This window comes from Pseudomonas sp. WS 5146, assembly GCF_012985495.1.
In the GTDB taxonomy this organism is placed as follows: Bacteria; Pseudomonadota; Gammaproteobacteria; order Pseudomonadales; family Pseudomonadaceae; genus Aquipseudomonas; species Aquipseudomonas edaphica.
Map to the genome: position 1 here is coordinate 27,385 of NZ_JAAQWL010000015.1, position 24,821 is coordinate 52,205.

Here is a 24,821-nt window from a genome sequence, read left to right on the forward strand (position 1 = left end):
CCTGCCCATGCCCTTCGAACTCAGCGTTGACCTGACCACCCTCGCCATTCTTGCCTGCGTGGCCTTTATTGCCGGCTTTATCGACGCCATCGCCGGCGGCGGCGGCCTGCTTACCACGCCGGCCCTGCTCACCGCCGGCATGCCACCGCACCTGGTGCTGGGCACCAACAAGCTCAGCTCGACCTTCGGCTCCGCCACCGCCAGTTTTACCTTCTACCGGCGCAAGCTGTTCCACCCGCGCCAATGGGTACACGCCATCGTCGGCACGCTGGTCGGCGCGCTGGCTGGCGCAGTGGTCGCCCACTACCTGCCCGCCGAAACCCTGAACAAAATGCTCCCGGTGATCGTGTTCGCCTGTGGTGTGTATTTGCTGTTTGGCGGCACGCCCAAGGCGCCGCTGGACGCCGATGCACCGATCAAGAAGAAATGGCAATCGACCCAAGGCTTCGGCCTGGGCTTCTACGACGGCGTGGCCGGCCCCGGCACGGGTGCGTTCTGGACAGTCAGTACAATGCTGCTGCACCCTATCGACCTGGTCAAAGCCAGCGGCGTGGCGCGCAGCATGAACTTCGTCAGCAACGCAGCGGCGCTGTCGGTGTTTATCTTCAATGGCTCGGTGGACTGGATCGTCGGCCTGGCGATGGGCTTCTCGGTAATGTGTGGCGCGTTCTTTGGCGCACGCAGCGCAATCAGCGGCGGCGCCAAATTCATTCGCCCGGTGTTTATCACCGTGGTCCTCGGCCTGACGGTGCGCCTAGCCTGGCAACACTGGTTCAGCGTGGCCTAAACGGCGCGCCAGGTAGAGGTCGATCAGGTAACGCGCGATCGAACGTGACGCCGGCAACGGCGGCAAGTCGTGAATGTTGAACCACTGCGCGTCTTCGATCTCATCAGCCTGGGGCACGATGTCACCCCCGGCGTACTCGGCATGGAAGCCCAGCATCATCGAGTGCGGGAACGGCCAGCACTGGCTGCCCATGTACTGGATGTTCTTGACCTCCACCTGCACTTCTTCGCGCACTTCACGGATCAGGCAGTCTTCGGCCGACTCCCCCGGCTCGGCGAACCCCGCCAGCGTGCTGTACACACCCGTGACAAAACGCGGCGACCGCGCCAGCAGAATCTCGTCGCCACGGGTCACCAGCACAATCATGCTCGGCGAAATGCGTGGGTAGCTGCGCAGGTCGCAGGCCTGGCAATACATCGCACGTTCGCGCGGCACCTGCACCATGGCCTGGCCGCAACTGCCACAGAACCGATGCTCCCGCGCCCAGGTGCCGATCTGCGCGGCGTAGCCCAGCACTTTGTACAGGGTGTGGTCGCCCTGCAACATAAAGCCGCGCAAACCCTGCCAACTGCAACCTGGCACCTCGGCCGCCGCGTTCAGCTCCAGCAAGTAAACAGGCTCACCGTCAAGATGGCCGATGCCGTGTTCGGCGAACACCGACAGGTCCTGGCGCTTGAGCCATTCACGCGGGAACAGCGGCCCGTTGGTGTCATGCAAAAAGCCCTCGCGGCTGCGGGCGACGGCCCAGCCGCCAGGGGCGTCGTTGTCCAGCAGCGTTGTGGTAATCCAGCCTGGGGTCATGTCAGTCAATCCACGAATTCGGGTTTCTGCTTACTCATATGGGCCGCGATGGCCACGCGCAGGTCGTTGGATTGCAACATAGCCGAGTTCCAGGTGGCAACGTATTCCAGACCATCATTGACTGTGTGGTCACGCATATAACTGATCATGGCTTTGGTGCCGGCCACGGCAATCGGTGATTTGCTCGCGATTTCATGGGCGATTTCCATTACACCGGCCAACAGGCTGTCCTGATCGGGATACACACGATTGACCAGGCCAATGCTGCGCGCTTCTTCTGCGCCGAACGGGCGACCGGTGTAGGCCAGTTCACGCAACATGCCGTCGCCAATGATGCGTGGCAGACGTTGCAGGGTGCCGACGTCGGCGGCCATGCCGATGTCGATTTCCTTGATCGAGAACTGCGCGCCTTCGGCGGCGTAGCGCATGTCACAGGCGCTGATCAGGTCAATGGCGCCACCAATGCAGTAACCCTGGATCGCCGCCAGCACCGGCTTGCGGCAGGTGTCGACGGCATTGAACGAGGCTTGCAGCTCGAGGATCTTGCGCCGCAGCAAGCGTGCATTGCGGCCCACGTCCTTGCCGAAGCTATTGGCCACCGAGGCCATCATCATCAAGTCGATGCCGGAGGAGAAATGCTTGCCGGCGCCGCTGAGCACCACGGCGCGCACGGCGTCGGTGTCTTCGACCCATTGGAAGATGTCGATGATCTCGGTCCAGAACGCCGCGTTCATCGCGTTGATCTTTTCCGGGCGGTTGATCTGCACATGGGCAACATTGCCGGTGAGTTCGACGATGAAAGCTTGGTATTCGGACATGGCAGTGATCCCTGACTGGCGAGTAATAAGGCTCGAACTATAACAAGGGAGCATGACGGCGCATCGGCCAAAAACGGGACTGGCAAAAGTAATGAAATGTTGTGGGCGCGGGGTTTATGACCTGCCGATACATTTCACCCAGGCACCGCACTTTATCGGCTATACACTCAGGGCCATTGCCTGGAGCCCGCTATGCCGCCCACCTTTCGTTCATCATTGATTCTGGCCCTGGTGGTCGTGCTGACCGGCATTGGCGCCGGGCTGGGCGGGATGCTGCTGGCGTTACTGCTGCATGGCATCCAGCACCTGGCCTACGGTTACAGCCTCGACAGCCTGGTCAGCCACGAAACCTTTTTGTGGGGCGTCACCGCTGCCGCACCGGAGCGCCGTCTGCTGGTGCTGGTGGTGTGCGGCCTGGTCGCCGGGCTGGGCTGGTGGACGATTTATCGCTATGGTCGCCCGCTGGTGAGCATCAAACAGGCCGTGTCTGAAAAGATGCCGATCATGCCGCCCAAGACCACCCTCGCCCACGCCGTGCTGCAGATCATCACCGTGGCGCTTGGCTCGCCATTGGGCCGTGAAGTGGCGCCGCGTGAAGTCGGCGCGCTGGCCGCGACCTGGCTGTCACAACGCGCGCGCCTGGAACCGCACATGCACCGTTTGATCGTGGCCTGCGGTGCCGGTGCCGGGTTGGCGGCGGTGTATAACGTGCCCTTGGGCGGCGCTGTCTTTGTGCTGGAAGTGCTGGTGGGCGCCTTCAGCTGGCCGGCGGCGGTGATTGCGCTGGCGACCTCGGCGATTGGCGCTTCGGTGGCGTGGATCGGGCTGGGTGCGGAATCGCAATATGCAGTGCCGCACTTTGTGCTCAGCCCGGCGCTGATCGCCTGGGCGGTAGTGTGCGGGCCGGTGTTTGGCGTGGCCGCTTATGGGTTCAGCCGTTTTACCGGCGCCGCCAGGGCCAACGCCGCGCGCGGCTGGCGCCTGCCAGTCATGTCGCTGATCAACTTCACCATTATCGGCGGGCTGGCGATGCTGCTGCCGCAGATACTGGGCAATGGCAAAGGCCCGGCGCAACTGGGCTTCGACAATGAGCTGACGATAGGCCTGGCCGCCATCCTGCTGCTGGTCAAGGTGCTGATCACTGCGAGCAGCCTGCGCGCGGGCGCCGAGGGTGGCCTGCTGACGCCGGGCCTGGCCAATGGCGCGCTGCTGGCGATTCTGCTCGGCGGTGCCTGGAGCCTGGTGTGGCCCGGGGTGCCGCTCGGCGCGTTTGCGATTATCGGCGCGGCGGCGTTTTTGGCCTCCAGCATGAGCATGCCGCTGACCGCGATTGTGCTGGTGGCCGAATTTACGCGCATCGAGCATGACTTTCTGGTGCCGATCACTCTGGCGGTGGTGGGTTCGATGTGCGTGAGCAAGCTGTGTCAGCGCTGGGAAATAAGTGGAAAAAAGCCCGCCCAAGCGCCATCCTCTGCGCTTTAAGCCGCCCACTTCGCGGCGCTCGACGTTTAAAGGATATGCCCATGCTCGCCCAACCCCTCACCACTGCCGATTTCGACTTCATCGACGAAACGCTGTTGAAATACGGCGACGATCATTCGGTGCTGAACCTGGCTGAACTCGACGGCTACTTCACCGCGCTGGTCTCCAGCCCGGCACAGGTGGACGTGGGTGAGTGGTTCCCGGCGATCTGGGGTGGGCAGAACCCGGAGTGGGAAAACGTCGAAGAAGCCCAGCGCTTCCTCGAGCTGTGCGTGCACCATATGAATATGCTGGCGGCGCAATTGGCCACCAATGCGCAAGGCTTCAAGGCGCGCTTCGATGACACCGAGCACCAAGGTCAAACCGTCACGCTTGCCGAGGAATGGTGCTTTGGTTATATCCGTGGCGCCGCGATTGGCAACTGGCCAGAACTGCCGGCCGAACAGGCGGCGCTGCTGGAGAAGATTTCCTGGTGCGCCGAGCAGGACAACTTCGAACTACCGGCCGACCTGGATGTAAACGCCCACCAGCAGCGGGTTCGAGCCATCGAACCCGCCGCGCGGGCGCTGCATGACTACTGGTTGGCCCAGCGGTAACAGCGCTTATTTGAAGTCCAGGTCAAACGCCTGGTAGAACGCGTTGCCGGTGTTGGCCACGATCCACATCAACACCACCACATGCCGGCCTTTCTTGCCCTTGGGCAGCGTGACCTGGTGTTCGACCTTGGCCTTCATTTCATCGGCGTGCTGGTAGTACGGCACCTGGGTGTAGAAGTCTTCGAAAAACGGCTTGGCCTCAAGTTGCGCACGGCTGATGCGTTGCTTGGGGTCCCAGCCATCCTTGGTGATCAGCCAGCGATAACCACGGGTGACGTGGGCGGCGGTGTACTCCCACTGCACCTTGAACACCTGGCCAGCCTCGACATTCAGCAACGGCCAAGTGAAGGGGCTATTGAGCTTTTTGCTCATCTCCTCGTCGGTGAAGTTGATGCAATCGCGGTCGTCGGTTTTGCCGCCGCTCAAGATATGCCCGTCGCCAGGCGGTGTGACGCTTTGATCATCGGTTTCATAAGGTGCCGGGAATGGCCCGGCGGCGAGCGATGGGAAGTTTTTACCGCCTTCCATCTCGTTGACTTGCCAGTTGCCGAGCAGCCCACGCTCCACCGCCACTGAACCACGGCTGGCCGGGGTCACCACGCGACCGTGACGAAGTTGGGTCTGGGGTTTATTCATTTCATTCACTCCTTGATTGAATGTGCCCCGTCATGGGGCACGCCTTGAACTTACCTTGGCGGGCTTTATTGTCCAGTCGCCACTTCTCTCGGAAAGATCTCACGTCGCCCTCGTTTCGCTAAGTGAGCGCCGTTGTCCTGCATCAGATTTGCTGCTTGTCCTACGCCCGCAGGAGTAGTTCGACTACAGGAGCAGTCCATTCCCCGGACAAGTCGGCGACCGCCTCGAAATACGTGCCCTACCACGATCCCTGCTCGACAAGGGTGGCGTGTTTAGCTGATTATTCGGGTCCGCCCGTCGGCCACTCCCTACCGCCTTGCCTTGATCAGGAGCCTTGTACCTTGAGTTCGCAGAAAACCGTGACCGTTACACCGCCCAATTTCGCCCTGAACGGCAAGGTCGCGCCCCCCGGCTCCAAATCCATTACCAACCGCGCCCTGCTGCTGGCCGCCCTGGCCAAGGGCACCAGCCGCTTGAGCGGCGCACTGAAAAGCGATGACACCCGCCACATGTCGGTGGCCTTGCGCCAAATGGGCGTGAGCATCGATGAACCGGACGACACCACCTTCGTTGTGACCGGCTCCGGCAAGTTGCAATTGCCGTCGCAGCCGCTGTTCCTCGGCAATGCCGGCACCGCGATGCGTTTTCTGACTGCCGCCGTGGCGACCGTCGAAGGCACCGTGGTGCTCGACGGCGACGACTACATGCAAAAACGTCCGATCGGCCCGCTGCTGGCCACCCTCGGCCAGAACGGCATCCGCGTCGACAGCCCGACCGGCTGCCCGCCGGTGACCGTACACGGCGTGGGCAAGGTGCAGGCCAAGCGTTTTGAGATTGATGGCGGCTTGTCCAGCCAGTACGTGTCAGCCCTGTTGATGCTCGCCGCCTGCGGCCAGGCGCCGATTGAAGTGGCGTTGACCGGCAAGGACATCGGCGCCCGTGGCTACGTCGACCTGACCCTGGACTGCATGCGTGCGTTCGGTGCGCAGGTCGAGGTGGTCGACGACAGCACCTGGCGCGTAGCCCCCACCGGCTACAGCGCCCATGACTACCTGATCGAACCCGACGCCTCCGCCGCCACTTACCTGTGGGCCGCCGAAGTGTTGACCGGCGGGCGCATCGACATCGGCGTGGCCGCGCAGCACTTCACCCAGCCGGACGCCAAGGCCCAGGCCGTGATCGCGCAGTTCCCGAACATGCAAGCCACGGTAGTCGGCTCGCAGATGCAGGACGCAATCCCGACCCTGGCCGTGCTGGCTGCGTTCAACAACACCCCGGTGCGCTTCACTGAACTGGCCAACCTGCGCGTCAAGGAATGTGACCGTGTACAGGCGCTGCACGACGGCCTCAACGAGATTCGTCCAGGCTTGGCGACCATCGAGGGCGACGACCTGCTGGTGGCCAGCGACCCGGCGCTGGCCGGCACCTCTTGCAATGCGCTGATCGACACCCACGCCGACCATCGCATCGCGATGTGTTTTGCCCTGGCCGGGCTGAAGGTGGCGGGAATCCGCATTCAAGACCCGGACTGCGTGGCCAAGACCTACCCTGAATACTGGAAGGCCTTGGGCAGCCTTGGGGTAACGCTCAGCTACTGAGCCAGCACGTCGGCGTAGGGAGGGAATGCACATGTCAATTCGCCAACCCTGCCCACCCGGCGTCTGCGCTTGCGACCGCGAACAGCTGTTGCAAGCGCCCGGCGCCGACCTGCGCATTCTCAGCCTGACGCGTCAGGAAGAAAAAAAGCTGGTCGAGCGCCTGGAAAACCTCCAGAGCCTGCAAGACCTGGAACACATGCAACAGAAGATGTTCGAGCTATTGGGCATCCGCGTGCAGGTAGCGCCGGGGCACACCGAGGTCAAGAGCATGCGCGGCATTCAGATCAACATCGATGAGCAGCCCGGCCTGTGCCGCAAAACCCGCCAGGCGATTCCGGCAGCGATTCGCCGTGGCATGGAGAAGCGCCCGGAAATCGCCTACCGCCTGTTGGATGCTCACGATCTGTTTCGCGAAGGCTGACTAACCAGCCACCGTTTCGTGTGCAAACAAGCCCTGCCCTATGGCTTTCGCGGTGTGCAAGTGCGCCTGCGCAGCGCCGCTTTCCGAATCCAGCAGCAGCGTTGACGTCACCACCTGCGCCCCACAGTAATCAAAAATCCCGTAGTCGATTTGCGTGCGCATGGCCTTGGCATAACCGTGCCGATCAAACGCGCTTTCATCTGCCGCACCCAACGCCAGCAGGTGCACCTGCAAGTGCCGCAGTTTTTTCACCACCGGCGTATCGGGGCCGTAATCAATCGCCCAGCCGTTGACGAACACGCGGTCAACCCAACCTTTGAGCAGCCCCGGCAGGGACCACCAATAAATCGGAAACGCCAGCACCAATGCATCGGCGCGGTCGATGCGCGCCTGCTCGGCGAGCACATCGGCGGGCGGCTCAGCGCGAGTGCGGTGTACGAGGTGGTCAGCGGCGGTATAGCGCGGGTCGAAGCCTTCGGCGGCGAGGTCGGCAACCTCATAAGTGTGGCCGCCCGCCGTGAGCCCGGCCGCCACTTGCGCGGCGAGGCTATGGGTGAGGGATTGCGGGTCGTGATGGGCTACAACGATCAGTGCGTGCATGACATTGACTCCATTTCAAGCTAGGCTGGGCGCTAGCTACTTTTAGTAGGTTACGCACTTTAAGTTACTTTTGGTATATAAGCATGTCAAGCGCTGAATCCCCTGCCCCACGCCGCCGCCTGTCCCGCGAGGATCGCCTGCGCCAATTGCTCGACATGGCCTGGCAACTGGTGCGCGAAGAAGGCACCGAAGCCCTGACCCTGGGCCGCCTGGCCGAGCTGGCGGGCGTCACCAAGCCGGTGGTCTACGACCATTTCGTCACCCGCGCCGGCCTGCTGGCCGCACTGTATGAAGACTTCGATAGCCGCCAGAACCAGGTGTTTGCCGATGCGCTGGACACCAGCACCGCGACCCTGCAGGAGCAAGCCTGGGTCATCGCGTCGTGCTACGTCGATTGCGAGTTGTTGCAAGGGCGGGAAATTCCGGGGGTGATTGCCGCCTTGAGCAGCTCGCCGGAACTGGAAACGCTGAAGCGCAAATACGAGGCGATCTTTCTGCAAAAGTGCCGCGACGCACTGGCGCCGTTCGCGCCCAACGGCACTGTTTCCCAGGCAGGCTTACGCGCCATGCTGGGTGCCGCCGAAGCCTTGTCCCAGGCGGCCGCCAGTGGTGAGATCAGCCGTGAGGAGGCGCAGCAGGAGTTGCTGGCGACGATTCTGGCGATGGTCAATCGCGGCACGGTGAAATGATTCTTCACGTGGGAGCAGGCTTGTCGAATCGTCGCACCGCTGCGATGGCATCAACTTGATGTACCTGCGATACCGAGGTGCCTGCATCGCAGGCAAGCCAGCTCCCACAGAAAAGCAGCTCTTCAGTGTATGCAAATCCGCAGCCGACCTCATATTCAAAACTGCATGCGATCAACTGTGGGAGCGGGCTTGCTCGCGAATGCGGTGTGTCAGAGACAGATGAATTGACTGACCCACCGCATTCGCGAGCAAGCCCGCTCCCACATTTAGACCGCGTTGCATCAGGTAGATAGGCTTTGGATTTGCACTTGATCTGGCTCTTGCTTCAACCACTCAGGTCGGCTTTCAGGCCGCCGTGCTGTAGATCTTGATCTTGATTTTGATCTGAGGCGCCCCGTTAACCACGATGGCCGAACGCAGGCTTGAATCCGTGGGTAACCCGGCAGGACGCCGGGTTAGCCGCGCTGGGCCAAGGATGGCCCATCGCGGCGGCCCACGGATTCAAGCCGGAGTGCGGGCATGCCGAGCCTAAGCGAGGCACCGAGTGGTGGGGCACAGACCTTTTGGTTACTTTTGGCTGGGCCGGCATTCCGGGCGTTTGCCAAAAGTGACCCGCCGTCAGGGCGGAACCCTAAGCCGCCGTTACCGCAGCAGCGGATATACACACACCCCCTCTACCCAAGGAAGGTCTTTTACATTCAGGCCTGATGCTCGCTTAAAAATAGCTGCACCTTACGCGCAAGGTAATCCAAGTGCCGATCCCGCTGCTTCTCGGCATCAACCATCGCGCGCTTGCCGTGTTTTTGCAGCAAGTAGGTATGAATCTGTCGCACCTCCAGCGAGCTATAGATCGCAGCCACATCCAGCACGCCCATCAAGCCATCGGTGCCGTAATCGCGGGTGTTCATCAACACTTGGGTGCCGCGTGCGCCACGCACCTGAAAGCCCAGCGCTTGGAACGCCGGCACTTTTTCCACTGAGCAGGCCAGCTCTGCGTGGGGGTAATGCGCCAGCACCTCGCCAAGCATGGCGCGGGCCACGCCCTGGCGCCGATGCCCGGCTTGCACCGCCATAAAGGCGATGCCACAGGCGTGCGGATCGTCCTTGACGGGCAGGTACAGGCAAAAGCCGATCACCTGTTCGTCCCGCATCGCCACCACCAGTTCAACCGCGATGCCCTTGGCGCCAGTCAGCGCTTCAAGGTACAGGTGTACCTCATAACCGACGGCATATTGATAGATGTTGTAGAGCAGGTTGCTCGGCGGCAACGCCACACTGCTGATGTCGGTGAGGTTGTCCACCACCATCTGCAGGATCTGGCTGTTGATCGGCTCGGGGCACGCGGTGGTGTAGCGGGTAAGGCTGAACATGCAAATTCCTGGGTTTAGCGTCAAGGCAGCGGTGATTGTACCTGCTGCCCGCACACCTGGCGCAAACAGCCGCGCAACCAGCGGTGGGCCACATCGGCATCCAGGCGTGGGTGCCAGAGCATGGCCACGGTGAACGGCGGCACGACTATCGGCAGCGCGAAGCTGTACAGCCCGTCGCGCTGATGGGCGGTGTAGCGTTCGGGCACGCTGGCGATCAGGTCGGTGTCGCGGGCCAGGGCGATGGCGGTGGCAAAGCCGGCGACGATGGTGCTGATCTCCCGCGTCAGGCCCAGCGCTTGCAGGGCGTCGTCGACTTGGCCACGGTCCAGCCCACGGCGTGACACGTAGACATGCTGGCCCTGGGCAAAGCGCTCGGCGCTGACTTCACCCTGGCTCAGCGCATGGCCGCTGCGGACCACACCGATCAGTCGGTCACGGAACAGCGCCTGGGTCAGCAGTTCGGGACTGGCGCTGGCGTCGACCACGCCAATCGACAGGTCAATACTGCCCTCGCGCAGCAGCGCCGAGTCCTTGTCGCTCTTGTCGACGAAACGCAGGCGCACGCCCGGCGCTTCCTGGGCGATACGCGCGAGCAACGCCGGGCCGAGGTTTTCGACAAACTCCTCGCTCGAGCGCAGCGTGAACGTGCGTACCACCTGGCCCATGTCCAAGGTTTGCGCAGGGCGCAGCACCGCCTGGGCCTCCTGCACCAAACGGCTGACCTGTTCACGCAGTTCGAACGCCCGCGGGGTCGGCACCAGCCCGCGCCCGGCGCGCACCAGCAAGGGGTCACCGGTGGTTTCACGCAGGCGTGCCAGCGCGCGGCTCATGGCCGAAGGGCTCAGGCGCAGGCGCGTGGCGGCAGCGGCGACACTGCCCTCGCTAAGCAACGTATCCAGGGTAATGAGCAAATTCAGGTCGGGCATACGTGTTCCTTATCAGGCGTTTGATGCAGGTATTAGCTGCAACCCATGCGTCTTCCGCCATATTAGGCCACGCCGTAGAGTTGTGTCAGTTGCCTTCACTCAAGGAATCGTCCATGCACAACTCTTCACGCGCCGCGCTCGTCAGTCTGTCGCTATCCATGTTGCTGGCCGCTTTGGGCACCAGCATCGCCAATGTCGGCCTGCCCAGCCTGGCCCAGGCATTTGATGCATCCTTTCATGCCGTGCAGTGGGTGGTGCTCGCCTACCTGCTGGCGATCACGGCGGTGATTGTCGGCGCCGGCCGCCTGGGCGATCGTTGGGGGCGCCGACGCGTATTGCTCGCCGGCTTGCTGCTGTTCGCCGTGGCGTGTGCACTGTGCGCGGCAGCACCTTCGCTTAAATGGTTGATTGCCGCGCGCGCCCTGCAAGGCCTGGGGGCGGCGAGCATGATGGCGATGACCCTCGGGATGGTGGGCGACACGGTCACCAAGGCGCGTACCGGGCAGGTGATGGGTTTGCTCGGAACGATGTCAGCAGTCGGCACCGCCATGGGCCCCAGTGTCGGCGGGGTGTTGCTGAGCCTGTGGGGCTGGCGCGCGTTGTTCGCGGTCGGCGTACCGTTGGGCCTGTTGGCCGCCGCCCTCGCCTTTTATTACTTACCGGCAGACCGCCAGGCCAGCGCCCGCGCCCGCGAATCGGCAGGTGCTTTCTGGCAGCCTTTGCAAGACCCGACGCTGCGTGCCGGGTTGGCGATGAGCGCGCTGGTGGCGGCAGTGATCATGGCCACATTCGTGGTCGGGCCGTTTTACCTCTCCCGTGGCCTGGGGCTCGACCCCGCCTGGATGGGCCTGGCCATGGCCGTCGGCCCCTGTGTTGCGGCGCTGACCGGTGTGCCGGCGGGCCGCCTCACCGATCGCCTGGGCAGCCATCACATGACCCTCGCGGGCTTGGGGGTGATGGCCCTGGGTGCCCTGTCGCTTTCGTTGACGGCGGGACTGCTCGCTTACCTCGGCGCCCTGATCCTGCTGACGACGGGCTATAGCCTGTTTCAAGCCGCCAATAACACCGCGGTGATGAGCGATGTCGCGCCGACACGCCGAGGAACCGTCTCTGGCCTGCTGAACCTGTCGCGCAACCTGGGACTGATTTTCGGTGCCTGGGCCCTGGGCGCGGTATTTGCCTGGGCCAGCCCCGATGTGGCCCACGCAGCGCCACCCAGTGTTGCCAATGGCTTGCATGTGACCTTCGCCATGGCGTTGGTCCTGATCGTCACCGCCAGCACGTTTGCCTGGGGCCGCAACCGCGCCACGATCTGCCCGCAGAACACCCGCTGAGGCAAAAAAACAAAAAAGGCGTTGCCCCAAACCGGGTTACTTCGCGCATCATGGGCACTTTCAAGCTCAAGGGTAACGTCCATGCGCGTGCTGTCATTGATGATGGGTCTGACGACGCTGGCCGCCAATGTGGTGTTCTGCGCCAGCGCGATGGCGAATGAAGAAAGTCAGTTAGTGCAACAGATCAACGAATACCGCAGCCACGTACAACGCTGCGGCAACCAGGGTTCCCAGGAACTGCCACCGCTGGCCAGCGACACCCGACTGGTGCTGCCGGCCACCAATGTCGGCGACTTGCAGCAGGCGCTCGCGCGGGCCGCGTACCCGATGGTGAATGTGCAGGCCATCAGCCTCTCCGGCCCCAAAGACGCCGAGGCGGCGATGAAGGCCGTGCGCGAAAGCTTCTGCCGCGTGGTACTGGACCCGCAATTTGTCGATATTGGCGTGAGCAACAGCGGCCAGGACTGGCGCATCGTGCTGGCGCGCCCGCTGCTCACCAGCGGCCTTGGCGACTGGCAGACCGAGGGCAAAAAACTTCTCGATCTGGTCAACACCGCCCGTCAACAACCACGCCAATGCGGCACCCAGGCGTTTAGCGCGACCACGCCGCTGTCGTGGAATGACGACTTGGCCAGCGCCGCCAACAGCCATTCGCGCAACATGGCTAATGGCAATTTCTTCGACCACCTGGATCATGACGGCCGCACGCCTGGTGATCGTGCGGAACTGGCCGGGTACATCGCAAAAAACATCGGCGAAAACATCGCCGCCGGCCTCGACAACCCGCGCAAGGTGGTGGACGGCTGGCTCGCCAGCCCCGGGCATTGCGCCAACCTGATGAACCCGCAATTTCGTGAATTGGGCGCGGCCTACGCCATGGACCCCAAGAGTGATGCCGGCATTTATTGGACGGGGGTTCTCGGCGCGCAATAGGCGTCTTAGGCCCGACTGCAGGCCTATTCATTTGTATAGAACATCAAATTGCTATCACCTGAATAATCGTGCTGAACTGGCAGCATTCATTCCGGTCTGTTGCTTGTTAGCCTGACCGCTTCAGGCCCTCGACAGACCGTGGTAAACAAGGTGTTCTCGCAATGATGAATTGGCTGCAAAGCAGCAGCGAAATGGCTGAGCGGGTTCGCCAGCATGACTGGGCGAACACGCCACTAGGCCCGCTGGAGCAGTGGCCCGACGTGCTCAAGACCACCGTAGCGCTGTGCTTCGCATCGAGCTTTCCCCAGGCGATTGTCTGGGGGCCGCAGTTGATCACACTCTACAACGATGCATTCATTCCGATCCTGGGCACCAAGCCCGACCCGTTGGGGCGCCCGTTCAACGAGGTGTGGCATGAGGTGTGGGCGGATATCAGCCCCATCGCCGATGCCGCCTTCCAAGGCCATGCCACCTACATCGAAAATTTCCCCCTGGTGATTGAACGCGGCCCGACGCGGGAACAGGCGTACTTCACCTTTTGTTATAGCCCGATTCGCGACCCCGAGGGCAAGGTGGTCGGCATTCTCGACACCGTGTCGGAAACCACCACCACAGTATTCCTCGCCCGTCGCCTGGCGGTATTGGAAGCCATCAGCCACACGGTGGCCAATGCGGCAGATGCCGAAACCATTCTGAGCAGCACCACTCAATTGGTCGCCGAACATCTGCAGGTGAGTAACTGCGCCTACGCCGATATGGACGCCGATGAAGACGGCTTCACCATCCGTGACAATTGGACAGCCCCCGGTTCGCCCAGCATTATCGGCTGCTACAGCCTGGCGGCTTTCGGTGAAACGGCCGTCAACTGCCTGCGGGCCGGTGAGCCACTGGTGATCCATGACAACCTGCGCGAGCTGCCACCAGAAGAGTCAGCGTCCTTTCAGGCATTGGGCGTCAGCGCCACGATCTGCATGCCACTCATCAAAAATGGTCGGCTGACGGCCTTGATGGCGGTACACGATAAAGTCCCACGGCTGTGGTCGAGCTACGACCTGGCTTTGCTGCGCGAAGTCACCGAGCGCTCCTGGGCGCATATCGAGCGCGTGCGCGCCGATGCCCATGTGCGTGAAGGGCTGGCAGCCTTTGCCGAACTCAACACCACCCTGGAGCAGCGTGTCGAAGAACGCACCCTGGCGCTGGCCCAGGCCGAAGCCGCTCTGCGCCAGTCGCAGAAACTCGAAGCCATCGGCCAGTTGACGGGCGGCGTGGCCCATGACTTCAACAACCTGCTGACCATCATCCGCTCCTCGGTGGATTTTCTACGCCAGCCGGGGTTGTCCGAAGAGCGCCGCCAACGCTACATGAGCGCGGTGTCCGACACTGTCGAGCGGGCCAGCAAACTCACCAGCCAACTGCTCGCCTTTGCCCGCCGCCAACCGCTGAACCCGGAAGTTTTCGATGTGAGCCTGCGGGTCAAGAACATCGGCGAGATGCTCGAAAGCCTCACCGGTGCGCGTATCCGCGTGCAGTTGGAGTTGCCGCAGCGACCGTGCCATGTGCGCGTCGACTCCAGCCAATTTGAAACCGCCCTGATCAATATCGCGCTCAATGCCCGCGATGCCATGGAAGGTCAAGGCACCCTGACCCTGCGCGTCGCCCACATTGCCAGACTGCCGCGTATCCGTGGCGATGCCGAATCAAACCAGCCCTTTGTGAGCATTGCCTTGGCCGATACCGGCAGCGGCATTGCCGTTGACACCGTCGAGCGCATTTTCGAACCCTTCTTTACCACCAAGGCGGTGGGCAAAGGTACCGGGCTTGGCTTGTCCCAGGTGTTCGGGTTTGCCAAACAGTCCGGTGGCAACGTCGACGTCACCAGCAACCTCGGCCAGGGCAGCGTGTTTACCCTGTATCTACCCGAGGCCGAGCCTGTGGTGGTGCAGGCCTGCCCGGTCCAGGAAGATCAGAGCCCGCTGCCCGCCACTGCGGCGCGCCACATCCTGATAGTCGAAGACAACCTCGAGGTCGGCCGCTTTGCCAACCAGATCCTGCAGGACCTGGGTTACCGCACCACCTGGGCCACCCATGCCGAGCAGGCACTGGCACTGGCCGGCCCGGACGACATGGCGTTTGACGCGATTTTCTCGGATGTGGTGATGCCAGGCATGACCGGCGTGGCCATGAGCAAACTGCTGCGCCAGCGCCGCCCCGACTTGCCGGTGGTGCTCACGTCAGGCTACAGCGAAGAACTGGCCGACAGCGGTTATGAAGGCTTCGAATTCCTCCCCAAGCCCTACTCCGCCGACCAAGTGGCGCGGGCATTGGCCAGGTCGATGCTCAAGGAGTGAGGCGCTACTGCGCGACGGCCACCTGATTACGCCCCATAGCCTTGGCGCGGTACAGCGCTTTGTCGGCGTTGTTCATCAGGCTGTGCAAGTCCTGATCAAGGCTGCGGGTAGTGGCCACACCGAGGCTGGCGGTCAAGCCCTTCACCGGTTCACAGGTCAGGCCCGAAATCGCCTGGACCAGTTGCTCGGCGATGCCTCGCGCGGTTTCAAGTGAGGTGTTGGGCAGCAACACCGCGAATTCTTCACCACCGAGCCGACCATAAACATCGGCTTGGCGAAACGACGTGCTGATCACCCCGCCAATCTGGCGCAACACCTGGTCGCCGGCCTGATGGCCGTAGGTGTCGTTGATGTCCTTGAAATGGTCCATGTCCATCATCAACGCGCTCAGCGGCTGCTGGTGGTGGTGGCAATGCGCGTACAGCAGGTGGGCCTGTTCGAAAAACGCGCGACGGTTCATCAGCCCGGTGAGCTCGTCGGTCTGGGCGGCACGCGTGGAGATATGGTGAGCACGTTCCATCTGTCGGGTCAGTCGAAAGGCTTTTTCCAGCGCATCCGAGAGCTTGCGCGTGGCACTGACCACAAAGGTCGAGAACACCAGCACCGCAATCGCCACACCTACTTGCATCGGCGCCGGCTGGAACAGCAACCACAGGGTGCACGGCAACAGTACCAGCGCCATGGAGCCCAGGGTCATATAGCGATAGGCCGAATAACACGAAACCGCGCTCACTGACATGCCCACGGTAAACAGCATGACCAGCACCTGGGAGACACGATCATCCGTCGGCATCACGGCCAGGGCGCCAAGGCCCCAGGTGCCGGCTGACAGCATCAGCGTGACCCAATAGCGGCGCTCCCAGCGCCGGGGCGTGCGCTCGCTGTCGGGGCAGCGAAACCAGTCGGTGAACAGTTTGACGCGCACCAGCGATGTCACCGCCAGCAACCCCAGCCAGACCAGCATGACCTTGTGGTCAAACCGGCCCCAGCACAGCCAGCAGAGCATGACAGCGCCCAGGTAGCTGCCGAAAATAGCCGAGAACGATTGGCGAAACAGCTGGTGCAAACGGTCGGTTCGCACCTGCTGTTCGATGAGTTCATCCGGGTCTTGCCCACGCCCAAGGCCGTTCATGAAATGCGCCTGCTTCGACTGCCACGACAAAGGCGCCATTGTGGCACCCTGCCAGTAGTGCGGACAACAGAATCCACCACACTAGAGCCGTTACAGCGCTTGCGGGCGAAGAATCAACACGCCCAAAGGCGGCAGATTCAGCGACAGCGACACCGGCTGCCCATGGCGCGGCTCCTCTTGGGTGAGCACTTCGCCGCCGTTGCCATAATTGGAGCCGGCATAGGTGTCGGCATCACTGTTGATCACCTCGCTCCAGCGCCCGGCAAACGGCACGCCGACCGCATAGCCCTCACGCGGCACCGGGGTGAAGTTGGCCACCACCAGCACCGGTTTGCCGTCCTTGCTCCAGCGTAGCCAGGCATAGACACTGTTGATCGCATCGTCGCCAATCAACCACTGGAACCCTTGGGGCGCATCGTCCTGCTCATGCAGCGCCGGTTCCTCGCGGTACAGGCGGTTAAGGTCACCGACCAGTTTCTGCACGCCTCGGTGTTCGGGGTATTGCAGCAAGTACCAATCCAACTGCTGATCGTGGTTCCACTCGCGCCATTGGCCGAATTCGCAGCCCATAAACAGCAGCTTCTTGCCGGGGTGCATCCACATAAAGCTCAGATAGGCGCGCAGGTTGGCGAATTTCTGCCAGCGATCGCCGGGCATCTTGTCGATCAGTGAGTGCTTGCCGTGCACCACTTCATCGTGGGAGATCGGCAGGATAAAGCGTTCGGACCACGCATACACCAGGCCGAAACTCAGCTCATTGTGATGATGGGCGCGGTACACCGGGTCTTGCTGGATGTAGTGCAGCGAATCGTGCATCCAGCCCATGTTCCATTTGTAGTTAAAACCCAGGCCGCCCTGCTGCGTGCTCTGGCTGACGCCCGGCCAGGCTGTGGACTCTTCGGCAATCACCAGCGCACCCGGCGCTTCCAGCGCGACCACATCATTGAGATGGCGCAGGAAGTCGATGGCCTCCAGGTTTTCGCGGCCGCCATGGCGGTTGGGCACCCACTCACCGGCTTTGCGCGAATAATCGCGATACAGCATTGAGGCCACGGCATCTACGCGCAAACCGTCGATGTGGAAGTGCTTGAGCCAATGCAACGCCGAAGCGAGCATAAAGCCGTGCACTTCGGTGCGGCCCAGGTTGTAGATCAGCGTGTCCCAGTCCTGATGGAAGCCTTCCAGCGGGTTGGCGTATTCGTACAAGGCCGTGCCGTCGAACTGGGCCAGGCCGTGGGTATCGGTGGGGAAATGCGCCGGCACCCAGTCCAGAATCACACCAATGTCGGCCTGGTGCAGGGCGTTGACGAAAAACCCGAAGTCCTCCGGCGAGCCAAAGCGTGCGCTCGGCGCAAACTGCGACAGCGCCTGGTAACCCCAGGAGCCACCGAACGGGTGCTCCATGATCGGCATCAGCTCGATATGGGTAAAGCCCAATTGCTGCACATAAGGAATCAAGCGCTCGGCCAGTTCGCGCCAGCCATATTGGCGCGACACTTCACCGGCCTCGTCGAGTTCACACTGCCAGGAACCGACATGCAGCTCATAGATGGATAATGGCGCCGAGGCCTTTTGCTTGTCGGCACGCGTCTGCATCCACTCATGGTCTTGCCAGTCCACCTGCAACGGCGCGGCGACTTTTGAGGCAGTGTCGGGCGGCAGTTGAGTAGCAAGCGCCATGGGGTCGGCCTTGAGCGGCAGAATCCCATGGGCGCCGAGAATCTCGTACTTGTAGGCCGCGCCCGTTTGCAGACGTGGGATAAAGATCTCCCACACGCCCGACGGATGCCGCAGTCGCATCGGATGGCGGCGGCCATCCCAGATATTGAAGTCACCCACCACCGATACGCGCCGCGCATTCGGCGCCCACACCGCAAAACGCACGCCTTGCACGCCGTCGACGCTGGTGACCTGCGCGCCCAGGCAACTGCTGAGGTCACGGTGATTGCCTTCGGCGAACAGGTACAAATCCATCTCACCCAGCAGTAACTGGCTGAAGCTGTAGGGGTCTTCGGTGATCTGCTCGCCGCCGGCCCACTGGATCTTCAGCAGGTAGCCCTGGCGCGTGGAAAAATGCCCGACAAACAAACCCGGCACCTGGGTCGCATCCAGGCTGCCGATGGCTTCACCGCTTTCGCGGGCCAACACCTGGACGCTCAAGGCTTCGGGCAGGAACGCGCGGATAAATTGCCCGCCCTGCTCGTCATCGTGCGGCCCCAGGATGGAAAAAGGGTCCGGGTGTTCCGCGCGCACCAGCGCTTCTACATCTTTGGGCGCCGGCATGGCGGTCAACTTCGCTTGCAGCGGTTCTCTCTGTGTAAAACTCATGACGTCTCCCCACCGCGTGCATTATTCGCTTGAGATAGCAGCCCGCTGAGTAAACCGTGCAGCCCTTGCAGGGGCACCGGCAACCAGGTCGGGCGATTTTCTGCTTCGTAAGCCACTTCGTACGCGGCCTTCTCCAGGCTGAACAACGTCAGCGCTGCGTCCTGCCCATTGGCATCCTGCCAGTCATGCGCCAGTGTAGACGTAGCCTGATGATAAGCCTGGATAAATGCCTTGCGCGCTTCACTCAGGTAACGGTCAGTCACACGCTGGCGGGCGGTATCCGCTTGCGGCGAGTGATCCACACCTTGCACATTCAGGGCCATGGCGGCGGCGTAATCAAACGAGCGCAGCACGCCACTTACATCTTTATACGGGCTGTGCTTGCCGCGCCGTTCATGCAGCGGGCGCGCCGGCTCGCCTTCAAAGTCGATCAAGTACGCATCGCCCTTGACCACCAGGACCTGCCCCAGATGCAAGTCACCGTGGACCCGAATGCGCAAACCGCCGGCCGTGGCTTTCGCCAGAGCCTGGACACTGCTGGCCAGCGCTTTTTTCTGCCCCAGCATTTCACTGACCAGCGCCTGATCGGCGGGGTTCAACTGGCTTTGATGAAGTTTTAACAACTGCAGCGCGCGGTCGATCTGCGCGCCGACGTCCTTGGCCCAGGCCTGGGTGTCCTTGGCCGTGGTGGTCTCGGGCTTGAAGTCTTGGTTGGTGGTTTGTGCTGCCAGCACCCCGTGCATTTCGCCCAGGCGCTGGCCGAGTAAACCGGCAAAATCCTGCAGTTCACCCAAGGCGTTGTAATGCTGCTCCTGCTCGGAAATCGCTTGGGCCAGCTCGTCGCGAATCGCGCGCTCCAGGTTGTTCTGGGTCCAGCTCCAGGCGTCGCCCTGGTTGCTCAGGTAGCCTTGGGCAATCATCAGCAGGTTGTCCTGCCCCTGGCCATCGCGACGAATCATCGAGCCCAGCAACGGCGAAATATTCGGGTAATCGGCGGCCGTCAGGTAAGCGCTCATTTCCAGCTCCGGGTGCACCCCGGCGCTGACTTTGCGGATCAGCTTGAGCACCAGGCTCTCGCCCACCACCACCGAACTGTTGGACTGCTCGGCCGACAGGTAGCGCACCTGCGCCTCATCGGTCAGTTGCAGCGCGGCCAAGTGCGGCGTGGCTTCAAAACGCAAATCACCTTCGTGGGTGTTCAACACCGTGCCCGCCTGCAATCCCTGGATCACCGCCCGGACAAAGTGTTCCAGGCTGAAAGCGTCGGTCACCAAACCGACCTGACGCCCCCGGCGTACGCGGGCCAGCGCCAGTTGCTGGGGCAAGGCACTGGTGAACTGGTCTTCGGCTAAAAAGCCGAACGGCAATTGATAACGACTGACCTGGCCGCCGCTGGTCACCTCGACCTCACTGAGCAGCACCGGATGCTGCGGGTCGCCAAACCGCACGCCGTAGGCAATTTGCACCTGGTCGATGGCCGTGTCTTTACCGGCATACCAGCGCCGCTTGGGCAACCATGCCGGCAGCGAGGTATGCTCCAGGGTGGTGCGGCACGGCTCGTCGAGTAACTCTTCCATGCGTTGTTTGAGCACCAGCGTGGTGAAATCCGGCATGCTCTGCGCCGGCTCAACATGCCAGCTGGGCATCTGGTTTTCGGCCGCCAGCACAAACCAATAGAAACCGTACGGCGCCAGGGTCAGCAGGAAATTCAGCTGGCCGATGGGCGGGAACGCGTTACCGCCGAGCATCTCCACCGGCACCATGCCGGCGAAGGCGGATAAGTCCAGCTCGGCCGCCTGGGCGCTGCGCGACACGTTGGCCACGCACAGAATGGTTTCCGTGCGGCCATCGTCGCCGGTGAACTCACGGGTATACGCCAGGATGCGGCGGTTGCTCGGCGAGAGCATTTTCAGGCTTCCACGCCCGAAGGCCTTGGACTGCTTACGCACCGCCAACATGCGCCGGGTCCAGTTCAGCAGCGAATGCGGGTCCTGGGCCTGGGTTTCGACGTTGACCGACAGGTAGCCATATTGCGGGTCCATGATCGGCGGCAAGACCAGGCTGGCCGGGTCGGCGCGCGAGAAGCCGCCGTTACGGTCGATGGACCATTGCATCGGCGTGCGCACGCCGTCGCGGTCGCCCAGGTAGATGTTGTCGCCCATGCCGATTTCATCGCCGTAGTACAACGTCGGCGTGCCGGGCATCGACAGCAACAAGCTGTTGAGCAGTTCAACGCGGCGACGGTCACGCTCCATCAGCGGCGCCAGGCGCCGACGAATGCCCAGGTTAATGCGCGCACGGCGGTCGGCGGCGTAGTAGTTCCACAGGTAGTCGCGCTCTTTGTCGGTGACCATTTCAAGGGTCAGTTCATCGTGGTTGCGCAGGAAGATCGCCCACTGGCAGTTGGCGGGGATCTCCGGGGTCTGGCGCAGAATATCGGTAATCGGGAAACGATCTTCCTGGGCCAGCGCCATGTACATGCGCGGCATCAGCGGGAAGTGGAAGGCCATGTGGCATTCATCGCCGTCGTCGCCTTTTTTGTCACCAAAGTACAGCTGAGTATCTTCCGGCCACTGGTTGGCTTCGGCCAACAGCATGCGGTCGGGGTAATGCGCGTCGATCTCGGCGCGGATCTGCTTGAGCACGCCGTGGGTTTCCGGCAGGTTCTCGTTGTTGGTGCCGTCGCGTTCGATCAGGTAGGGAATGGCGTCCAGACGCAGGCCGTCGATGCCCATGTCCAACCAGTAGCGCATCACCGAGAGCACGGCTTTCATGACTTGCGGGTTATCGAAGTTCAGGTCCGGCTGGTGCGAATAGAACCGGTGCCAGAAGTACTGGCCGGCGACCGGGTCCCAGGTCCAGTTGGACTTTTCGGTGTCGAGGAAAATGATGCGGGTGCCGTCGTACTTCTGGTCGTCATCGGACCACACGTAGAAGTCCCGTGCCGCCGAGCCCGGCTTGGCCTTGCGCGCCCGCTGGAACCACGGATGCTGGTCGGAGGTGTGGTTGATCACCAGTTCAGTGATGACCCGCAGGCCCCGTTTGTGCGCCTCACTGATAAAGCGCTTGGCGTCGGCCATCGTCCCGTAGTCGCTGTGCACGCCACGGTACTCGGCGATGTCATAGCCGTCGTCGCGGCGCGGCGACGGGTAGAACGGCAGCAGCCAGATGGTGTTGACGCCCAGATCGGCGATGTAGTCGAGCTTGGCGATCAGGCCGGGAAAGTCGCCGATACCGTCATTATTGGAGTCGAAATAGGATTTGACGTGAACTTGGTAGATCACCGCGTCCTTGTACCAGAGCGGGTCTTTGATAAAAGTGGCTGGGGTGGGTTTCTTCGCCATTGGAAACTCCTGGAACACTGAAAATTGTGCAGAAGACATGCAATCAAGGTGGGAGCTGGCTTGCCTGCGATAGCGGTGGGCCAGCTAGCCTTTTCGGTGCTGACATACCGCTATCGCAGGCAAGCCAGCTCCCACCGTTGATCCCTGACAGTTAATCCCTGTCAGGCTCAGGAGACGGTGATACGCCAGATCCCGAATGGCATCTGCGGCTCGATGCGCATCCATTGGTTCTTGCCATACCAGGTCCAGCGATGGCCATTCATCAGGTCTTCGCCTTGGGTCTGGGCATCGTCCGGCAGGCCCAGCTCCCACAGGGGCAATTCGAAATGGGCCTCTTGGGCGTTAAACGGGTCAAGGTTGACCGCCACCAGGATAAAATTGCTGCCGTCATCGCTGCGCTTGCCGAAGTACAGGATGTTGTCGTTCCAGGCGTTATAGAGCTTCAAGCCCAGATGGGTGTGCAGTGCCGGGTTCTGCCGACGAATACGATTGAGCTGGGCGACCTCGGCAATGATGTTGCCGGGCGCGGTGAAGTCCCTGGGGCGGATTTCGTATTTTTCCGAGTCCAGGTATTCCTCCTTACCCGGTACCGGCGCCGCTTCGCACAGTTCAAACCCCGAATACATGCCCCACAAGCCTGAGCCCATGGTGGCCAGGGCGGCGCGGATGAGAAAGCCCGGGCGCCCGGATTCGTGCAGGAAGCCGGGGTTGATGTCCGGGGTATTGACAAAGAAATTCGGCCTGAAGCACTCGCGCCACGGCGATTCGTTCAACTGTGTGAAGTACTCGCTCAACTCGGCCTTGGTGTTACGCCAGGTGAAGTAGGTGTAGCTCTGGGAATAACCGACCTTGCCCAAGCGCGCCATCATCGCTGGCGTGGTGAAGGCTTCAGCCAGGAAGATCACCTCCGGGTGCCTGGAGCGCACGTCACTGATCAGCCATTGCCAAAACGGTAGCGGCTTGGTGTGCGGGTTATCCACGCGAAAGGTTTTCACGCCCTCTTGCACCCAACCTATAACAATGTCGCGCAACTCGGTCCACAGGCTCGGAATAGAGTCGGCGGCATAGAAATCGACGTTAACGATATCCTGGTATTTCTTCGGCGGGTTTTCGGCGTATTTGATCGTGCCGTCCGGGCGCCAGTTGAACCAGCCTGGATGATGCTTGAGCCACGGGTGGTCCTGGGAGCACTGAATGGCAAAGTCGAGGGCGATTTCCAGGCCATGCTCGGCGGCGGCCTTGACCAGCCGGCGGAAGTCCTCGCGGCTGCCCAACTGCGGGTGGATGGCTTCATGGCCGCCCTCCTCGCTACCGATCGCATAAGGGCTGCCGGGGTCATCGGCGCCTGCGGTCAGCGAGTTATTCTTGCCCTTGCGATGGCTGCGGCCGATCGGGTGGATCGGCGGAAAATACAGCACGTCAAAGCCCATGTCATGGATCATCGACAGCCGCGCATGCACGTCATTAAAGGTGCCGTGGCGCGCCGAATCGTCGGTGACCGAGCGCGGAAACAGCTCGTACCAACTGGCAAATTGTGCGGCCTCACGCTCCACGTCGAGCGGGTATACGGTGCTGATGCTCAAGTAAGCGCGGTGGTCGGCCTGGGTCATCAAATGTGCACTGTCTTCGTGCAAGAACTGCGCGACCTGCTCGGTTTCCAGCAAGCCCGACAGCTCGTGGTGCAGCAGCATCAAGCGGTCGCGTAACTCATTGTCGCTGCGCTCGGCGGCCTGCAACACCAGGCTGCGGCCTTCCTGCAGCTCAAGGCTGACCGGCACACCGGCCTCATGTTTTTTGCGCAGTTCGTAGCAGAAGCTCGCAAAGGTATCAATCCAGGCTTCGATGCAGTATTCGTGCGGGCCTTGCTGGGCCACGGTAAACGCGCCCTCCCAGCCATTGTTGCCCACATCCGTCATCACTACGCTGTGCCAGCTTTCGTCCTGCAGCGGGCGCCAGCGGATCAGCACGGCGAGCTTGTCATGGCCGTCGGCAAACACCTTGCTGGTGACGGTGACGCGCTGGCCCACCACGGCCTTCACAGCAAATTCGCCGCCATCTATGACGGGCGTAGTGCTTTCAATCGCGATCCTTGGCAACAACAAGGCCTGGGACAGCGGCAATATGGAGTCTTCTGGAGTCAGTGTTTCAGCAGTCATCGAGCATCTTCCCCTTACGCCCTGTGGACGCTCTTTGCTTGATCCGAATTCTGAGACGGCGACGCTCTCCCTGAGCAGGGCCGTAATAGGTCCGAGCCTGGGCTGCGCGGAAAAGTTCAGGTGGATGTGCCGCCATTGGGCGGGAATCAAACCTGCCCGGCGGTTGTCCACCGATAGAGCAAAGCACAAAGGAGGCCACACCGATGAATATCCCGATCCCGGCTGAAACCCCGGACCCGAATATCGACAACCCAACGCTGCCGCCGAGTGAACCGGAACCGATCCCGGAGAAGGAACCACCGGAAAACCTGCCGCCACCCGTGGAGGAACCGCCCACAACCATGCCGCCGGTGATTGTTCAACCTTGTTGATCAACGCCATCACTCACACGCGTACTCGCGTCAGGATGCCTGCCTTAAAAACGCATTAACCTGCGCGCACAGGTGAAATAGCCTACATCTCGCCTGTGCGCCTATTGCTACAGTCCCACACGCGCTTACTTGAGCACATTTCATTTACCCC

General features: G+C 61.9%; 20 protein-coding genes. 10 read left to right on the forward strand and 10 right to left on the reverse strand.

Translation table 11 applies throughout. The features are described from left to right. Positions 1-7: 7 nt before the first annotated feature. Positions 8-787: a TSUP family transporter gene (locus HBO41_RS27415; protein ID WP_017139107.1), complete on the forward strand. Its 780-nt coding sequence runs from the start codon at positions 8-10 to the stop codon at positions 785-787. Here HBO41_RS27415 and nudC read toward each other — a convergent pair. After that, a complete protein-coding gene (gene nudC, locus HBO41_RS27420; RefSeq protein ID WP_017139108.1) occupies positions 755-1,588 on the reverse strand; it encodes an NAD(+) diphosphatase in 834 nt (277 codons plus the stop codon). The genes HBO41_RS27415 and nudC overlap by 33 nt on opposite strands. A gap of 5 nt (positions 1,589-1,593) precedes the next feature. Further along, positions 1,594-2,406 carry a crotonase/enoyl-CoA hydratase family protein gene (locus HBO41_RS27425; protein ID WP_017139109.1) on the reverse strand — a complete coding sequence of 271 codons (813 nt, stop codon included), beginning with the start codon at positions 2,404-2,406 and terminating at the stop codon, positions 1,594-1,596. 192 nt (positions 2,407-2,598) lie between these two features. Between HBO41_RS27425 and HBO41_RS27430 the strand changes: the two genes are divergently transcribed. Together HBO41_RS27430 and HBO41_RS27435 are read left to right on the forward strand one after the other, a co-directional pair. After that, positions 2,599-3,888, forward strand: coding sequence for a chloride channel protein (locus tag HBO41_RS27430; RefSeq protein ID WP_169988499.1), 1,290 nt, complete (start codon positions 2,599-2,601; stop codon positions 3,886-3,888). A 41-nt stretch (positions 3,889-3,929) separates the two neighbouring features. Continuing rightward, positions 3,930-4,484, forward strand: a complete 555-nt coding sequence (locus tag HBO41_RS27435; RefSeq protein ID WP_169988501.1) for a UPF0149 family protein — start codon at positions 3,930-3,932, stop codon at positions 4,482-4,484. A gap of 6 nt (positions 4,485-4,490) precedes the next feature. On the opposite strand, the gene HBO41_RS27440 is transcribed toward HBO41_RS27435, so the two are convergent. After that, positions 4,491-5,120: a lytic polysaccharide monooxygenase auxiliary activity family 9 protein gene (locus HBO41_RS27440; protein WP_138450233.1), complete on the reverse strand. Its 630-nt coding sequence runs from the start codon at positions 5,118-5,120 to the stop codon at positions 4,491-4,493. Between the two features lie 341 nt (positions 5,121-5,461). Between HBO41_RS27440 and HBO41_RS27445 the strand changes: the two genes are divergently transcribed. Both HBO41_RS27445 and HBO41_RS27450 read left to right on the forward strand, forming a co-directional pair. Next, positions 5,462-6,718 carry a 3-phosphoshikimate 1-carboxyvinyltransferase gene (locus tag HBO41_RS27445; protein ID WP_169988503.1) on the forward strand — a complete coding sequence of 419 codons (1,257 nt, stop codon included), beginning with the start codon at positions 5,462-5,464 and terminating at the stop codon, positions 6,716-6,718. Positions 6,719-6,749: 31 nt separating this feature from the next. Beyond that, entirely contained in the window at positions 6,750-7,139 is a 390-nt protein-coding gene (locus HBO41_RS27450) for a hypothetical protein (protein WP_099548288.1), read from the forward strand. Here the strand turns inward: HBO41_RS27450 and HBO41_RS27455 are convergent, their stop codons facing one another. Beyond that, positions 7,140-7,739, reverse strand: a complete 600-nt coding sequence (locus HBO41_RS27455) for an NAD(P)H-dependent oxidoreductase (RefSeq protein WP_099548286.1) — start codon at positions 7,737-7,739, stop codon at positions 7,140-7,142. Positions 7,740-7,822: 83 nt separating this feature from the next. Here HBO41_RS27455 and HBO41_RS27460 point away from each other — a divergent pair, with 83 nt between their 5' ends. Beyond that, on the forward strand, positions 7,823-8,428 hold the full coding sequence (locus HBO41_RS27460; protein ID WP_169988505.1) for a TetR/AcrR family transcriptional regulator: 606 nt from the start codon (positions 7,823-7,825) through the stop codon (positions 8,426-8,428). 698 nt (positions 8,429-9,126) lie between these two features. Here the strand turns inward: HBO41_RS27460 and HBO41_RS27465 are convergent. After that, on the reverse strand, positions 9,127-9,798 hold the full coding sequence (locus HBO41_RS27465) for a GNAT family N-acetyltransferase (RefSeq protein WP_099548283.1): 672 nt from the start codon (positions 9,796-9,798) through the stop codon (positions 9,127-9,129). A gap of 20 nt (positions 9,799-9,818) precedes the next feature. After that, on the reverse strand, positions 9,819-10,724 hold the full coding sequence (locus tag HBO41_RS27470) for a LysR family transcriptional regulator (RefSeq protein WP_099548282.1): 906 nt from the start codon (positions 10,722-10,724) through the stop codon (positions 9,819-9,821). Positions 10,725-10,837: 113 nt separating this feature from the next. Between HBO41_RS27470 and HBO41_RS27475 the strand changes: the two genes are divergently transcribed. From HBO41_RS27475 to HBO41_RS27485, 3 genes are all read left to right on the forward strand, one after another. Next, on the forward strand, positions 10,838-12,058 hold the full coding sequence (locus tag HBO41_RS27475; protein ID WP_138450226.1) for an MFS transporter: 1,221 nt from the start codon (positions 10,838-10,840) through the stop codon (positions 12,056-12,058). Between the two features lie 81 nt (positions 12,059-12,139). After that, positions 12,140-12,991, forward strand: a complete 852-nt coding sequence (locus HBO41_RS27480) for a CAP domain-containing protein (protein ID WP_017139121.1) — start codon at positions 12,140-12,142, stop codon at positions 12,989-12,991. 161 nt (positions 12,992-13,152) lie between these two features. After that, positions 13,153-15,339 carry a GAF domain-containing protein gene (locus HBO41_RS27485; RefSeq protein WP_169988507.1) on the forward strand — a complete coding sequence of 729 codons (2,187 nt, stop codon included), beginning with the start codon at positions 13,153-13,155 and terminating at the stop codon, positions 15,337-15,339. A gap of 4 nt (positions 15,340-15,343) precedes the next feature. Here the strand turns inward: HBO41_RS27485 and HBO41_RS27490 are convergent, their stop codons facing one another. The 4 genes from HBO41_RS27490 to HBO41_RS27505 form a co-directional block, all read right to left on the reverse strand. Beyond that, the gene (locus HBO41_RS27490; RefSeq protein WP_017139123.1) at positions 15,344-16,510 is read right to left on the reverse strand and encodes a GGDEF domain-containing protein; all 1,167 of its coding nucleotides are present in this window, start codon (positions 16,508-16,510) and stop codon (positions 15,344-15,346) included. Between the two features lie 51 nt (positions 16,511-16,561). After that, positions 16,562-18,799, reverse strand: coding sequence for a 1,4-alpha-glucan branching protein GlgB (glgB, locus tag HBO41_RS27495; protein ID WP_017139124.1), 2,238 nt, complete (start codon positions 18,797-18,799; stop codon positions 16,562-16,564). Beyond that, entirely contained in the window at positions 18,796-22,143 is a 3,348-nt protein-coding gene (gene treS / locus HBO41_RS27500) for a maltose alpha-D-glucosyltransferase (protein ID WP_169988509.1), read from the reverse strand. The genes glgB and treS overlap by 4 nt, the downstream gene beginning before the upstream one ends. Positions 22,144-22,310: 167 nt before the next feature. Further along, on the reverse strand, positions 22,311-24,299 hold the full coding sequence (locus HBO41_RS27505; protein WP_169988511.1) for an alpha-1,4-glucan--maltose-1-phosphate maltosyltransferase: 1,989 nt from the start codon (positions 24,297-24,299) through the stop codon (positions 22,311-22,313). A 203-nt stretch (positions 24,300-24,502) separates the two neighbouring features. Here HBO41_RS27505 and HBO41_RS27510 point away from each other — a divergent pair, with 203 nt between their 5' ends. Then, entirely contained in the window at positions 24,503-24,670 is a 168-nt protein-coding gene (locus HBO41_RS27510) for a hypothetical protein (protein ID WP_017139127.1), read from the forward strand. Positions 24,671-24,821 lie beyond the last annotated feature (151 nt).